This is a genomic window from Mycobacterium kyogaense, assembly GCF_003254575.1.
GTDB lineage: Bacteria > Actinomycetota > Actinomycetes > Mycobacteriales > Mycobacteriaceae > Mycobacterium > Mycobacterium kyogaense.
On the sequence record NZ_QJUA01000013.1, the window covers coordinates 1 to 14,350 of the forward strand.

Here is a 14,350-nt window from a genome sequence, read left to right on the forward strand (position 1 = left end):
TCGGTGAGCTGGTCGAGGCGATCGAGGGGATAGCCGCCGGGTGCCGGCGGCAGGTACGTGACGGGTCCGCAGAGCAGTGCCGGCCGGTCCGTCCGTCGGTGCGCCGCGACGTATCGGCCGATCAGATCGGGACCGGGGATGCAGTCGACGTCGAGGAAGATCAGCAGCTCGGCGCCGCGGTCGAGCGCTGCTCGGGCGCCGAGATTGCGGGCGTGGGCGAGGGGGAGGGCGGCGGCGTCGGCCGCGCACGGGACGACAAGGGTGTCCGGGCCGGCCAGCGCGGCGATCACCGGGTCGGCCATCGCGACCACGATGCGGTCGTGCGGGCCCGGCCGACACTGCGCGAGCCCCGCCTGCTGGGTCTCGAAGTGTGCGTGCCGACCGTGGACGACCGTGATCACCGCCGTCCGCGGGGTCACGCGGCGATCACCTCTGCGGCACGGGCGGCAGCACCGCGGACCTGCAGTCGTGACCATTCCGACCGGTCCAGCGCCAGCGTTCCGGTGAGTAGACCCGGCCAGCGGTCGACGGACGGCCAGTCGGTCAGCTCAACGGTCAGCCCGGCGTGGGCCAGGGCTGCCGCGGTGGCGTGTTGTTCGGCGAAGGGGCGGTGCTGGGGGATGACGATCACCGCGGCATCGGTGAGTGCGACGTCGGCGACGGCGTTCTGGCCGGCGTGGGTGACCACGACGGCGGCGGTCTGCAGAACCGGCCATGGATCGTCGACCCATCCTGACGCGCCCAGCGCGATCCACGTGTACTGCGGAAGGGCGGCGCGGAGCTGTTCGAGGGCGTCCGCGGGCAGGTCGTTGCCGCCGGCTCCGCCGAGCAGGACGGCCAGCGGCTGGGCGTCCTGCGGTGTGGTGCGGGACCGGTGTTCGAACTGGCTGATGGAGCCGACGTAGTGGGTCCGATCTGCGTGCTCGCCGAGCCAGGGTGGCCGGTAGACGTCGGCGGACCACGGCGCGACGATCTGGTCGGCGATGTCGTAGGCCAGCCGGTGTGCGGGATCGGTGCGGTCGCCGGGCATCGCCATCACGGTGATCGGCAGGCCCGCCAGCCGGCCGAGCATCGCGATCTCGACCGAGACGTCGACGACCAGGCGGCGCAGCCCGGCGTCCGCGGCAACCCGTAGCAGCTCCGCGGAGCGCCGCGCGAGTCCTTCGACATGCGTTGGCGCCCAATGTAAGCGGCCGTGACTGTCCGGGTCGACGGGTGTCTCGCCGTCGGGCGGAACATCGAGGGGCAGCTGCACCCAGTTGTCCTGGCCGCGCATCTGGGCAGGGCGGGGCAGCGAGGAGAGGAACGTGACGGACTCGTCGAGGCGGGCGCAGATGGACCGGGCCCGAGCCGCGTGGCCGCGGCCGTGGTGGTGCACGTAGTAGCCGATCACGCCGAGACATCCTCGATCGCCGACATGTCCGGTGCACACAGCAGCTGCCGGTACTGATCGAGGTACTGCGACACCATCACGTCGTGCGAGCAACAGCGCTCGGCGCGGGCACGGGCGTCGGTCCTGCGCAGCGTCATCGCCTCGACCAGAGCCAGGCTCAGCCCGTCGATGTCTCCGGGCGCGGCCAGCCGGCCGCAGGATGCGTCGAGGATCTCGGGGATGCCGCCGCGCGAGAACGCGGCGACGGGCGTACCGGCGGCGAGCGCTTCGGCGACGACGCGGCCGTACGGCTCGTCCCAGTGCGGAGTCACCAACGCCACGGCGGCGCCGCCGACCAGGGTGTTCAAGTCCTCGCGATGCAGGTGGCCCTCGTAGACGGCGCCGTCGCCCAGCACGGGACGCACCGCCGCCTCGAAGTAGGCCCGGTCCCCGATCGGTCCGGCGAGGCGTAACGGGATACCCGCGGCGCGTGCGGCGGCGATCGCCGACGTGACGCCCTTCTCCGGCACCAACCGTCCCGTCCAGACGGCGTAGCGGCCGCCGGGTCCCATCGGCCGGTGCGCGATGTCCACGCCGTTGAGGATCACCGGGATGGGTCCACTGATCGGATTCCACTGTCGCGCAGTGAATTCACTGACCGCGACGAAGCGGCTGGCCACCCCGCCGGGCAGAGCCACCGCCTGTTCTTGCCACTTCAGCGGCGGGGTGTGCAGCGTGGTCAGCATCGGCGCGTCGACGGTGTGGGCCATGGCCAGCGGCAGGTAGTGCGGGCTGTGGTTGTGGATCACGTCGAATGCGCCGAGTTCCGCCCGGCCCAGGCTCACCATCACCGACAGGTAGGCGTGGGTCTCGGCCACCACCCACTCGGGCGTGGTGGGATCCAAGCGTCGGGTTGTCTCGCTCATGTCCAGGGTGCGCAGCGGCACCACGTTCCACGGCAACCCCATGTCGGAGTCCGGCGCGGCGAACACGGTCACATGGTGACCCGCGGCGGTGAGGCCGTGGGCGAGCTCGAACACGAACGCTTCCAGTCCGCCGGCGAACGGTTGCCGTACCGGGTAGCGCGACGAGCCGAGCAGTGCGATGCGTAGAGGGCGCGAGGTCATGCGGTTCTCGCGGTCTCGCGTAGGCGCCGATACAGCTCTGTGGTGTCCCGCCGCACCAGGTCGCGTTGCCGAGCACGTGCGCGCCGCCGGGCCAGATCGTCGTCGGGCCGCGCATCGATCTGCCGTGTCGCACCGTCGACGGCCGCGAGCAGGCTGGCGTCGTCGAACCGTCCGACGCCGAATCCGAAGGTGCGACAGGGCTGTTGGTGGTGAAACTGGCCACAGTCCGGGACGATCGGGACGACCCCGCTGTCGTGGCATATCTCGACCCAGCCCGAGTGCGTGCCGAAGCGGTACGGCAGCACCAGGATGTCGATGTCGCGGAGGTAGCTGACGAGTTGGTCGTCGGTGAACGGCGGATGAATCCGGACGTCGACACCGCGATCCCGGTAAGCGGCGAGCCGCCCGGGCAGATGAGCGCCGGCACGAGGAGAGCTCGGCGCGTTGTCGTCGAGGTCCAGGCGTAGTGAAACATGCTGCCCCGGCCGATGATTGGCAACCAGGGCATCCATCACCGGCCACGGGTCGATGTTCGCCCGCAGGGACTTCGCGTGCACGGCGACGACGGGCGAGGTGCGCTGCGTACGGGGTGGCCCGACCTCGTCGATCGGTAGGAGATGGGGGTGCGGCAACACCGTCGCGCTGACACCCCATCGGTCGCGGATCTGCCGCGCCGCACCGTCGGTGAGGGTGACGACGACATCCGCGCGGTGCACCAGCATCCCGAGTTTCTCGAGGTGGCCGGCCTGGTCATCGAGGTGCGGATTAGCCAGGTCGTGCACGGTGACCACGAGCGGCACGCCGTGCGCAGCGAGCACGTCGGTGACCCCGACGAGATCGTCGTACTCGATGCTCTCGAAGCCGAAATGCACGTGCAGCACGTCGATCTCGGTGATCCGCGCACGAACGTAGCGCGGATCGAGCCAGCGCGGTGGCCACCACTGTGCGGGCTGGCTCGCGCCCGGCGGAACCGGGTCGGGCAGCAGCGTCAGCAGCGTGGTGTCCACGGTGGCGGTGATGTACGGGTGTGCAGCCGGAACGGAGGCAACACGAATCAGATTCACACAATCCCTTCGACAGGGCGGATTTTCTCGCCGCTGTCTCGACGAATTGCTGTGACAGGTATACCACGCGGGGACGACACGTAACCTCGCGGAGTGGACTTCCTCAGCTCGCGCGACGAGCCGTCGGCGCACGACGAACGGCCCCTGTGGTTGGTGGTCGGCAATTGTCAAGCCGAAGCGCTGCGCCGAGTGCTCGACAGTGTACCGGCGCGGCCATATCGAACGGTGCGGATTCCGCCGGTTCACGAACTGACGCAACAGGATCTACCGCAGCTCGATGAGCTTCTCGGGCAGGCTGAAGTGCTGTTGAGCCAGCCGATCCGGCAGGACTACCGGGATCTGCCGGTGGGCACTCGTCAGCTCGCGGAGCGACTCAATTCGGCTGCGCGAGTAGTTCGTTGGCCGGTGATCCGGTATGCCGGGCTGTATCCGTTCCAGGTCATCGTGCGCAGGCCCGCGGACCGGTCGCTGACTCCGCCCGTGGTGCCGTATCACGACCTGCGGACCATCGCGGCGGCCCGGGCGGGCCGGTCACCGAACGATCCGTGGGATGTCGAGGTCAGTGCCGAGCAGATCCGGGCGGTGGCGGCCATCAGCCGCGACGAACTGGCGATGCGCGAGGCCAGGGACTGCGACGTCGGCATCTCGGATCTGTTGGCAGGCTTGGGTGCAGAGGCAGCGCACACGATCAACCACCCCGGCAATCCGGTGTTGATCGCCCTGGCTCAGCGCATCCTCGACCACCTGGGAGCGGGCCTGACGGCCGGCTCCGTCGACACCGTCCTGCTGTCGTCGGTGACCGCACCGCTGGAGGCTCGGGTACTCGACGCGCTGGGGCTGGCGGGGACACCGCGGCCTGACTGGTGTCAGCACGGCGCCCGCATCGCCGCCGACGATGTCCACACCGCACAGCTGCGGTGGTACGGCAGCAATCGCGACTTCCTCGAGCTGGCCGTGCAGCGTCACGGAAACGTCATGGATTCTCTCGGGCTGCTGACGAGCTCGAGATCGGTGTGACGCCGGCTGTGACGGTGACCCAGGCGCTCGTGGGCCCACGCCATCACGGCGTGGTCCGCTTCGGCCTCGCGCTGCACGACGCGATGCACGCGATCGGACTGCCTCTCGAGCACGCCTGGTCGCCCGATGTCGCTGGGACGGCGAGCGCCGGCGGGGCGGGTGGCGTGCACCTGCAGTTCACCGACCGGCTGTTCGGGGGCAGCCCCGGCGCTGCGGCCCGTGCTGTCGCAGACATCGCGAGTCGAATCCGCGTCACGGTCACGCTGCACGACCTGCCCCAAGCCTCCGATGGGCGCAGCGCGGACCAGCGTGCCGCGGCCTACGCCGACGTGGCCGCACGGTCAGCCGGGGTGGCGGTGAGCAGCGACCACGAGCGAGAACTGTTGCGCGACATAGGTGTCGACGTGGCCACCGTGACGGTGATTCCGCTGTCGATCGGGCCGCCCGCGCCCGTTCGCTGCCGACGCGCGGGGGTGCCCAGCATCGGTGTGTTCGGATTCCTCTACCCCGGCAAGGGGCACGAGGCGGTGATCGCGGCGAGTGCGGCGCTGCCGCCCGATGTCGAGATCCACGCCATCGGTGAACCCTCAGCCGGGCACGACGCCCTGGTGGACGACCTGACGGCCCGCGCCGGCGCGCAGGGCCGTCGCTTCCACGTGACAGGCCACGTCAGCGACGAGGCGCTGGTCGAGGTGCTGCAGCGGATCACGGTGCCGGTCGTCGCGCACACCCACGTCTCGGCGTCCGGGTCCCTCGGCTCGTGGCTGTCGGCAGGGCGCCGCCCGCTGGTGGTGGCGAACCGGTACAGCCGCGAGGTCGACGGCCGCAATCCCGGCATGCTCACGCTGTACTCGCCGCCGGACTTGCCGCAGGCCATCCGCGGCGCCTTCAATGACCCGCAATCCACCTGGCTGGCAAAGGGATTGGTGCCCCGGCCGACGCCGACCGACACCGCGAACGCCTACCACGCCTTCTTCGAGAGGTGGCACCGATGATCCCGGCCGCCTTCCCCCTGGGCGACGGGAGGTTCTGCGTACCCGGCAACCGGTGGGACGCGCTGGACGGTGTGCCCGGACGGGACGCGACCGTCGCCGTTGTCGTGCCGTTCTACGACCAGCAGGAGGAGCTCGACCGGCTGCTCGCCGCGCTGGAGCTGCAGGACTATCCGGCCCACCTCATCGCCGTCGCCGTGGCCGACGACGGCTCGCCGACACCGCCCGACATCTCGTCATCGGCGCTGCGATGCACCGTGGTGCGGCAGCCCGACCGCGGGTTCCGCGCGGCCGCGGCGCGCAACCTCGGTGCCGCCGCCACCGCCGGGGAGATCCTCTGCTTCCTCGACGCCGATACGGTGCCCGAACCCGGCTATCTGCGACACATCTCACGGCTGCCGTCGTTGCTGCCCGATGCGTTGGTCGTCGGGCGGCGCCGGCACGCCGATCTCGCCGGCTGGCAGGCGGCCGACGTGGCGCTCTGGTGGGCGGGGGAGTGCCGCCCCACAGTGCTCGACGAACCGCAGTGGCTCACCGATGCCTATGCCCGCACGGGCGATCTCGCGGTCGCCGACCACACCGCGTACCGCTATGTGATCAGCTCCGTGATGTGTTGCAGCCGAGAGCTGTTCGACTACTGCGGGGGCTTCGACGAGTCGTTCGACCAGTACGGCGGCGAGGACTGGGAGTTCGCGCACCGGGCGGCGGTCTGCGGTGCGGTGTTCCATCACGCCCGTGAGGCGGTGGCGTGGCACGACGGCCCGGACTGGGCGGGGCGAGAAGTGCAGGACCGGGTGGCGGTCAAGAACGCCGAGGCTCTCGCGTTGGCGCGGCTGATCACCGATCCGGCAGCACGCACACACGGCCTGCGCTACGACATCCCCCATGTGGCAGTCGAACTCGACGCCGAGGGACATGACTTGGGGTCGTTCGTCTCGACTGTCGGCGGCTTCCTCGCGCACGACGTGGGCGTCTGGGTCGTCGGAGCGGACGCGGAGTCTCTGTGTGCCCGAGCGCACCTGCAGGATGGCCGCATCCGCGTCGGCCCGGTGCCCCACCACATCCGGCGCCGGACCCCGTTCGTGGTCACCGTGACGGGGCGGGCGGTGCTGCCCGCACAGGGCGTCGCCGACCTCGTCCACGCCTGTGCGCAGCCCGACGTCGCCGAGGTGCGACTGAGCGGACACACCGCCGAGGTGGTGTGCCGCGCCTCGTGGGCCCTGCATCGGCAGGCGCGGTGGCCACACTCGATGACGTTCGGTGCCACGCAGTGCTTCTCGGGTGCCGAGTTCGGGATGAGCGAGAGCGACGCCGAACCCGACCTGTCCTGGTGACCGCCTGTCCGGGGGCGGGCGTAGCTTGGGGGAATGGCCGACATCGACGCCGCCCGCGAGCTCCTGCGTGATTCGTTCACCCGCCTGATCGAGCACGCTGACGATCTGACCGACGGGCTCACCGACGAGGTGGCCTACTACCGGCCGACGCCGGAGGCCAACACGATCACGTGGCTGCTCTGGCACAGCGCCCGCATCCAGGACGCGCAGCTGTGTGACATCGCCGGCATCGAGCAGGTGTGGTTCCGCGAGGGCTGGGTGGACCGGTTCGCGCTCGACCTGCCGCGCGACGCCCACGGCTACGGCCACACCGCCGAGGACGTCGCCAAGGTGCGTGCGTCGGCGGACCTGCTCGCCGGCTACTACCACGCCGTGCACCGCGAGAGCCTGTCCTACGTCGCGTCGGTGTCGGACGGGGACCTGGGCCGGGTGATCGACAAGCGCTGGACACCGCCGGTGACGGCAAGCGCACGTCTGGTCAGCATCATCGACGATGCTGCCCAGCATCTCGGGCAGGCGGCCTACATCCGGGGCATCGTCCCGCAAAGTTGACACCTGTCAACCCCGCGTGCGACGTGCGTCACACCGCTCGTTAGAGTGGGGGTCATGACTGCGACTTCCGACGTCACGCCCTTCACCGGCACCGGCACGATCACCAACCCCGCCACCGGCGCTCTCGCTGGTCAGGTGCGGTGGACCGACGCCGCCGACGTACCCCGCATCGCCGGCGCACTGCGCGAGGCGCAGCGCGAATGGGAAGCCCGCGGCGCTGCCGGCCGGGCCAAGGTGCTGGCCCGCTACGGCGTGTGGCTGGGCCGCCACCGCGCCGAGATCGAAGAGCTGCTGATCGCCGAGACCGGCAAATCCGCGACGGACGCGGCGCAGGAGGTGCCGCTGATCCTGATGATCCTGTCCTACTACGTGCGCACCATGGAGAAGGCCCTCGCGCCGGACCCCCGCCCGGCGGCCCTGCCGTTCCTGTCGATCAAGAAGATCGAGGTGCACTACCGGCCCCGCGCGGTCGTCGGCATCATCGCGCCGTGGAACTACCCCGTCGCCAACGCGCTGATGGACGCCATCGGTGCGCTCGCCGCCGGCTGCGCCGTGCTGCTCAAGCCCTCGGAGCGCACCCCGCTGACCGCCGAACTGCTGTTGCGCGGCTGGCTCGACTCCGGCGCCCCTGACGTGCTGGCCCTGGCGCAGGGCGCCCGTGAGGTGTCCGAGGCCGTCATCGACAATTCCGACTACGTCCAGTTCACCGGCTCCAGTGCCACCGGCGCCAAGGTGGCCGAGCGGGCCGCCCGCCGGCTGATCCCCGTCAGCCTGGAGCTCGGCGGCAAGGACCCGATGATCGTGCTCGAGGACGCCGACGTCGAGCTCGCCGCCCACGCCGCGGTGTGGGGTGCGATGTTCAACGCCGGGCAGACCTGCGTGTCGGTCGAGCGCGTGTACGTGCTCGAGCCGGTCTACGACCAATTCGTCGACGCCGTGGTCCGCGACGTGAAGAACCTGCAGATGGGTGCCGGCGACGGCCATCACTTCGGCGCGATGATCGACGACAGCCAGGTCGCGGTCACCGAACGGCACGTCGCCGACGCGCTGGCCAAGGGTGCGCGGGCGTTGACCGGCGGCACGCGCCGGCCCGGTCCCGGAAGCTTCTACGAGCCCACCGTGCTGGTCGACGTCGACCACTCGATGGCGGCCATGACCGAGGAGACGTTCGGTCCGACACTGCCGATCATGAAGGTCTCGTCGGTGGCCGAGGCGGTCCGGCTGGCCAACGACAGCCCGTACGGCCTGTCCGCGGCGGTGTTCTCCCGCGATGTCGAACGAGCCAAAGAGGTTGCCCTGCAACTGGATTGCGGCGGGGTCAACATCAACGACGTGATCTCGAACCTGATGTGCACCACCGCGCCGATGGGCGGCTGGAAGACCTCGGGCATCGGCGCCCGCTTCGGTGGACCCGAGGGGCTGCGCAAGTACTGCCGCATCGAGACCGTGGTCAGCCCGCGCACCGCGGTCGGCGCCGGCGGCAACTACTACAACAACTCTGCGCGCGCGCTCAAGCGGATGAACACGATGATGACCAAGCTGGCACTCATCCGGCCCAAGCGCATCGCCAAATAGTCCACCGGGCGTTCACCCCGCCGTCACCGTCCCGACGGCGGGGCTGGTTAGCGTCGCCCGGTGACTCTGGACAGCTCTGGCTACCACGTGATCGACGATGACGACGACGATCCTGTGCTGGTTCTCCAACCCAGCGGCGAACCCGTCGACACGTGGCGGGAGAACTACCCGTACGACGACCGCATGTCGCGCGCGGAGTACGAAGAGCAGAAGCGGCTGCTGCAGATCGAGCTGCTGAAGTTGCAGAAGTGGAGCCAGGCCCACGGCCATCGGCACGTGATCGTCTTCGAGGGTCGCGACGCCGCGGGCAAGGGCGGCACGATCAAGCGCTTCATGGAGCATCTCAACCCGCGCGGCGCTCGCGTGGTCGCGCTGGAGAAGCCCACCGAGAAGGAACAGACGCAGTGGTACTTCCAGCGCTACGTCACCCACCTGCCCGCCGCCGGGGAGATCGTGCTGTTCGACCGGTCCTGGTACAACCGTGCCGGCGTCGAACGCGTCATGGGCTACTGCTCACCCAAGCAGCATGCCGAGTTCATCCGGCAGGCCCCGCTGTTCGAGCAGATGCTGGTCAACGACGGTGTCAGCCTGACCAAGCTGTGGTTCTCGGTGACACAGTCCGAGCAGCGCACCCGGTTCACGATCCGGCAGGTCGATCCGGTGCGGCAGTGGAAGCTCTCGCCGACGGACCTGGCCTCGCTGGACAAGTGGGACGACTACACCGCGGCCAAAGAGGACATGTTCGCCTGGACCGACACCGAGATCGCGCCGTGGATGGTGGTCAAGAGCAACGACAAGAAGCGCGCCCGCATCAACGCGATGCGCTACGTGCTGAGTAAATTCGACTACGACAACAAGGACCACGAGGTGGTCGGCCGGCCCGACCCGCTGATCGTGGGACGCGCGCTGGGCGACTAGTTTTCCGGGCGTCCCGACAGGAAGGACGCCGGAGTGCGTTTTCTCGCCACGCTGATGCTGTGGCTGCTGACCACGCTCGCGCTGGCGGTCGCGGTCCCCGCCGGGTGGGCGCAGCGCGACATCGTCGACGAGGACGGGTACGCCGCGCTGGCCGCTCGCGCGGCCGGTGACTCCCGGCTCCAGGACGCGATGGCCGGTGAGCTGACGACGCAGCTCGTCGCCCTCGGCGGTGACAACGGCTACCAGCTCAACCCGCAGCTGGTCCGCACGGTCGCCGATTCCTACACCCGCAACGACGGATTCCCCGGACAGTTCGCCCAGGCCAACCGCATCGCGCACCGCTGGATGTTCACCGGCGCGGTGCCCGAGGGCAACTCGACCGACCGGTGGCTGATCGACATCGCGCCGATGCTGTCGGACCCGTCGTTTCGCGCCACACTGGGCAACCTCGACCTCGCGGTTCCGCCGACGCTGACCGTGCCCATCACCGTCGAATCACCCGATCTGCGCCCCGGCAAGCTGCGACCGCTGGCCACCTGGGGCCCGTGGGCGAGCATCGGAGCGGCGGTGCTGACCGGCCTGCTGGTGCTGCTCACCCTGGCCGCTGCCCGGTCGAAAGGCCGTGCGTTCTGCGCGCTCGGGGTGTCGGCACTGCTGGTCGGTGCCGCCGGCTGGGCGGGCATCGAAATGGGCCGGCGCTTCGTCGACGCGGCGGTGGACCGCACCACCGGAGACATCCGCACCGTGGCCGAGGTGATGGTGCGCACCGCCGAGAACAGCGCGCACCACTGGCTCAACATCACGCTGGTCAGCGGCATCGGCCTCGTCGTGGTCGGCGTGCTGGGCGCGACTGCGGGTGCGGCGCTGCGCAGACCTAGAGGTGGTCCATCATCCGCGACATCGACGCCGTCTCGATGAACGCCTGATGGTGCGGGTGCAGGTGCACGTCCCAGTCTGACTTGACGCGTTTCGGGTGCTTGCCCCGCCAGCTCTTCAGTGCCGTCGCCGGGTGTGGCAAGTGGATTGTCATCAGAGTCCCCCTTCGTTCGATGAACTAGGGGAAATCGTCGCCCGCGTCAACGATCTCACTCTCAGTGGTGCGGTACTGATTTCTGCGACGCCCCGAGATGCTATTCCTGAGTACGTGGACGAGCGCACGATGCGAGCCCTCATTGATCGGCATATCGAGGCCGAGGGCCGCGGTGACATCGATGCGGCACTCGCGGTCTATACCGACGACGTCGAGCACGACGTCGTTGGGTTCCCCGACGGTGTGCACCACGGCCGGGACGGGGCCCGGAAGTTCTATGTCGAGTTGACGGCAAACTTTCGGTCCGAGACATGGACAGAGCGGCGCACCTTCGTCACCGATAACGCGATGATTCTCGAACAGGACATGACCGGAACCGTGATCGGTTCGATGTTCGGATTCGCCGGACGAGGACGGCGCATCACCTTTCGCATGCTGCACGTCTTCGAGTTCCGGGACGGGTTGATCAGCCGGGAGAACGTGTGGATCGACGATACGGCGGTCATTGCTCAGTTGAGCTGACCGCACCGTCGTCTAGGAGCATCCCAAGCTCCTCCCGGCTCGTCGCGCCGGTCTTCGCCATCGCGTTGTAGATGTGGCTCTCGACCGTACGCACAGATACCCCGAGCCGGGAAGCGATGTCGCGGTTGGAGTTCGAAGCGCCGAGAAGTTTGACGATCTCACGCTCACGAGACGTCAACGGAAGCGTGTCGGCGCACCGCAGCAGAGCAGGCGTCCGAGCCCCCCCGCAGGCGGACGCCAACGCTTCGGCCCGTCGGGAACACCGCAGCGCGGAACCGCGTAAACCCTTGGCGCGATAGCACAGCGCGGCCTGTGCGGCCACATCGATCGCGGCGACGAGGTCCCCTATCTGCTCGAAACACAATGAGCTGGCTTCGAGTTGGCTGCCGTCCGAGGACTGCAGCGCATCGGCATATCGTGCGGCGATCCCCGCGCGCGGCCCGTCGACGCGGCCGTGCAGCTGATGTAACCGTGCGGCGGTGCAGGTGTCACCGAACTGTGTGGCCGTCTGCAGGCACATCACCTCGGCGGCGTATTGGCCACGCTCACCGGCATTCTCGGCTGCCTCGCGGACGACCGTGATCGCTTCGCTGACGGCCCCCTGAGCCGCGGCCACCCAGCCGCGGGCGATCGCGCGAGAGTAATCCAGATGACGCAAGCCGGGATGTCGATCCGCCTCCATCGAGGCCTGGGCGCGGCATGCCTCGTGACTGCGGCCGCGGATGGCGAGCGCGGTGGTCATCAGGATCTCGTACCGGTACCGGAATCCGGTGGCGGTGTTCCAGGCCGTGACGCGCTGTAGGGCCGTGGAAAGATGGGCGCACGCCTTGTCTAGGTGACCCGCGCCCAGTTCGGCCTGCCCGGTCACGGCGATGGCAATCTGTCCGAACGGCGCACCGCGCGATGCCATGGCGCGGCCGCGCATCATCTCCGCGACCTCGAGGGCTCTCGCTGTCTCGCCGGCCAGCAGCAGGGCGTTGGTATGCGCGTCCGCGATGACGATGTAAGCCCGCAGAGGTATCGGATAGCCGGCGTGGGCGGCGGCGGAGGCCTCTGCTGCAGCGCCGGATTCACCGCACGCGACCGTCACCGCCCATGCCGCCAGTCGCCGCTCGAGATGGTCGGGAAGTGTGGTCGGATCGAACGACCGCGCCAGCGTCCGTGCTGTGTCGGGCGCGCCGAGGGCGGCGGCGGCGACACACCGAAAAGCGTCCATGCAGTGACGCTCGGGTGACCCGGTGACGTCTGCCTGATCGACAACCGACTGAGCAGCCTCGGGATCGGCCAGCATGAAGAACAGGTTGGTTGCGCGCAGAAAGGTCAGTCGAGCCTGGTCGATCGGTGACAGAGATCCGAAGTCGACGTCGGCGAGCAGGGCCTCGGCGGCGCCCCCGTCGCCTAGCCAGGACAGCACGAACGCGCGAATCAGGCTTGCCTCGACCTGCGCACCCGCCGCGATTGCGGCCTCGGCCAGCCGGTTGGCGAGCGGTAGGTCGAGCATCCACGCCGCCCCACGCGCCGCGTCGAGCAGCAGTTCCACTTCCGGAGCGACATCAGAGTCCAGGCTGAGTGCAGCCCGGCGAACGACAGCGTGGACGTCTTTACGGTGATCGCTCGTCGCAAGCTCGGTGGCGACGACGCCTCTGAGTCGGCGTAGCGTCGTGACTGGTGCGCGCCGGCGACGGACTTCGCCGTACAGCGGATGTGCCAGGCGCACGAATACGTAACCGTCCGTGGACTCGCAGGTGATCAATCCCCGGCGGTCCGCCTCCTCGACAGCCGTGCTGCCGGTAATACGGGACAGGGACCGTAGGTCGAGGGGTTCCCCGACTGCGAGCACGTCGATGACATCACTGACCGGCTCGGGCAACCCACCGGTGCGGGACTCGACGAGCTCGATCAAACCGGGAGGGACCACCGGATCGCCAGTCCACTTCCACACCTCGTCTCGGCGGGCGAGCCGGCCGTCGGCGACCTCCTTCTCCACAATCAGGCGGAGGTACAGCGGATTACCCTCTGTCAAGTTCCACAGTTGTTGCGCAGCAGCGGAATCGATCGGACCACCGACGACACGACACACCAGCTCCTCGGCGTCTTCCGGTGTCAACGGTTGGACATCGAGCCGGTCGAAGTCGCCGGCCTTCCACAGCTCCCGTGTCGCCTCCGCCAGTGGTTCGCCACTCCGTAGTGTCAGCACCACTTTTGCGAGCCGGCGTTGGATGATCTGGAGCACGACAACAGTCGAAAGATCGTCGAGCAACGGGACATCGTCAACCGCCACCACCACCGGTGTGCCGTCCCGGGACACCGTCAACGTGTGGATGATCGTGTGGACCAGCTCCAGACTGTCGTCGCCACCGGTGGACGTCCACGGTGTCAGGGCGCCGAAGGGAAGATTCCGTGCAGCCGAGGTGCCCGCGACCCACCGGAGCTGCCATCCGCGTGAGGTGAACGTGTTCAACGTCTCCCGGACGATTCGGCTCTTTCCCACGCCCGCTTGGCCGCTGACGACGATTCCTGCGGAACCAGGATCGAGCAGCGCGGCCTCTATGAGCCGTGTCTCCTGGGTGCGACCGGTGAGCGGCCACGTCAACCGCACTCCTCAAGACTAGGAGTGGAGCAGCGCCAGGGGAACACTTGCGCCGAAGGTCGTGGGCTTCCTGTGTGGCGTTTGCTCGATTCGCACTGTCGGACCATGGAAGTCACGACACCTGCAGCTAACGACCACGGCGTGACGGTTTTTCACTGTCGCTGTCGCATCGCTGCCTCATCACCCGTGTAGCGGATCTGCATCGCCTTGCGTACGTCCATGTCAGCGCTTCGCCCGACGGATAGTGCGAGATGGTT

General features: G+C 68.9%; 14 protein-coding genes. 8 read left to right on the forward strand and 6 right to left on the reverse strand.

The window, feature by feature from the left end:
• From DMB80_RS28365 to DMB80_RS11535, 4 genes are all read right to left on the reverse strand, one after another.
• The coding region (locus DMB80_RS28365; RefSeq protein ID WP_420812172.1) for a glycosyltransferase family 2 protein at window positions 1-419 on the reverse strand (419 nt) is incomplete at its 3' end.
• Window positions 416-1,393, reverse strand: coding sequence for a glycosyltransferase (locus DMB80_RS11525; protein WP_111509979.1), 978 nt, complete (start codon window positions 1,391-1,393; stop codon window positions 416-418). The genes DMB80_RS28365 and DMB80_RS11525, both read right to left, overlap by 4 nt.
• Window positions 1,390-2,499: a glycosyltransferase gene (locus DMB80_RS11530; RefSeq protein WP_111509980.1), complete on the reverse strand. Its 1,110-nt coding sequence runs from the start codon at window positions 2,497-2,499 to the stop codon at window positions 1,390-1,392. The genes DMB80_RS11525 and DMB80_RS11530 overlap by 4 nt, the downstream gene beginning before the upstream one ends.
• Window positions 2,496-3,563 (reverse strand): glycosyltransferase, encoded by a 1,068-nt coding sequence (locus DMB80_RS11535; RefSeq protein WP_162938498.1) that lies wholly within the window; start codon window positions 3,561-3,563, stop codon window positions 2,496-2,498. Before DMB80_RS11535 ends, DMB80_RS11530 begins: the two co-directional genes overlap by 4 nt.
• A 93-nt stretch (window positions 3,564-3,656) precedes the next feature.
• On the opposite strand from DMB80_RS11535, the gene DMB80_RS11540 reads away from it, so the two are divergent.
• From DMB80_RS11540 to DMB80_RS11570, 7 genes are read left to right on the forward strand one after another with little or no spacing between them, the layout of a single operon-like run.
• A complete protein-coding gene (locus DMB80_RS11540) occupies window positions 3,657-4,580 on the forward strand; it encodes a WcbI family polysaccharide biosynthesis putative acetyltransferase (RefSeq protein ID WP_162938499.1) in 924 nt (307 codons plus the stop codon).
• A 14-nt stretch (window positions 4,581-4,594) separates the two neighbouring features.
• Window positions 4,595-5,575 carry a glycosyltransferase family protein gene (locus DMB80_RS11545; protein ID WP_162938500.1) on the forward strand — a complete coding sequence of 327 codons (981 nt, stop codon included), beginning with the start codon at window positions 4,595-4,597 and terminating at the stop codon, window positions 5,573-5,575.
• On the forward strand, window positions 5,572-6,906 hold the full coding sequence (locus DMB80_RS11550; RefSeq protein WP_111510048.1) for a glycosyltransferase family 2 protein: 1,335 nt from the start codon (window positions 5,572-5,574) through the stop codon (window positions 6,904-6,906). Before DMB80_RS11545 ends, DMB80_RS11550 begins: the two co-directional genes overlap by 4 nt.
• A gap of 33 nt (window positions 6,907-6,939) precedes the next feature.
• Window positions 6,940-7,458 (forward strand): mycothiol transferase, encoded by a 519-nt coding sequence (locus DMB80_RS11555; protein WP_111509984.1) that lies wholly within the window; start codon window positions 6,940-6,942, stop codon window positions 7,456-7,458.
• A gap of 54 nt (window positions 7,459-7,512) precedes the next feature.
• A complete protein-coding gene (locus DMB80_RS11560; protein ID WP_111509985.1) occupies window positions 7,513-9,033 on the forward strand; it encodes an aldehyde dehydrogenase family protein in 1,521 nt (506 codons plus the stop codon).
• 60 nt (window positions 9,034-9,093) lie between these two features.
• Window positions 9,094-9,951 carry a polyphosphate kinase 2 gene (gene ppk2, locus DMB80_RS11565; RefSeq protein WP_111509986.1) on the forward strand — a complete coding sequence of 286 codons (858 nt, stop codon included), beginning with the start codon at window positions 9,094-9,096 and terminating at the stop codon, window positions 9,949-9,951.
• Between the two features lie 33 nt (window positions 9,952-9,984).
• Window positions 9,985-10,869 carry a hypothetical protein gene (locus DMB80_RS11570; protein ID WP_111509987.1) on the forward strand — a complete coding sequence of 295 codons (885 nt, stop codon included), beginning with the start codon at window positions 9,985-9,987 and terminating at the stop codon, window positions 10,867-10,869.
• Here DMB80_RS11570 and DMB80_RS28105 read toward each other — a convergent pair.
• Complete coding sequence (locus DMB80_RS28105) at window positions 10,826-10,981, reverse strand: hypothetical protein (RefSeq protein ID WP_162938501.1); 156 nt, start codon at window positions 10,979-10,981, stop codon at window positions 10,826-10,828. The genes DMB80_RS11570 and DMB80_RS28105 overlap by 44 nt on opposite strands.
• A 114-nt stretch (window positions 10,982-11,095) precedes the next feature.
• Between DMB80_RS28105 and DMB80_RS11575 the strand changes: the two genes are divergently transcribed.
• Window positions 11,096-11,503: a nuclear transport factor 2 family protein gene (locus DMB80_RS11575; RefSeq protein ID WP_240431133.1), complete on the forward strand. Its 408-nt coding sequence runs from the start codon at window positions 11,096-11,098 to the stop codon at window positions 11,501-11,503.
• Here DMB80_RS11575 and DMB80_RS11580 read toward each other — a convergent pair.
• Window positions 11,484-14,102 (reverse strand): helix-turn-helix transcriptional regulator, encoded by a 2,619-nt coding sequence (locus DMB80_RS11580; RefSeq protein WP_111509988.1) that lies wholly within the window; start codon window positions 14,100-14,102, stop codon window positions 11,484-11,486. The two genes, DMB80_RS11575 and DMB80_RS11580, sit on opposite strands and share 20 nt — an antisense overlap.
• Window positions 14,103-14,350: the final 248 nt, after the last annotated feature.

Bases quoted from the DNA above. Each gene is read 5' to 3' on its own strand.
- DMB80_RS11555 (WP_111509984.1), top strand. From the start codon at position 6,940: ATGGCCGACATCGACGCCGCCCGCGAGCTCCTGCGTGATTCGTTCACC.
- DMB80_RS11550 (WP_111510048.1), top strand. From the start codon at position 5,572: ATGATCCCGGCCGCCTTCCCCCTGGGCGACGGGAGGTTCTGCGTACCC.
- DMB80_RS11530 (WP_111509980.1), bottom strand. From the start codon at position 2,499: ATGACCTCGCGCCCTCTACGCATCGCACTGCTCGGCTCGTCGCGCTAC.
- DMB80_RS11560 (WP_111509985.1), top strand. From the start codon at position 7,513: ATGACTGCGACTTCCGACGTCACGCCCTTCACCGGCACCGGCACGATC.
- DMB80_RS28105 (WP_162938501.1), bottom strand. From the start codon at position 10,981: ATGACAATCCACTTGCCACACCCGGCGACGGCACTGAAGAGCTGGCGG.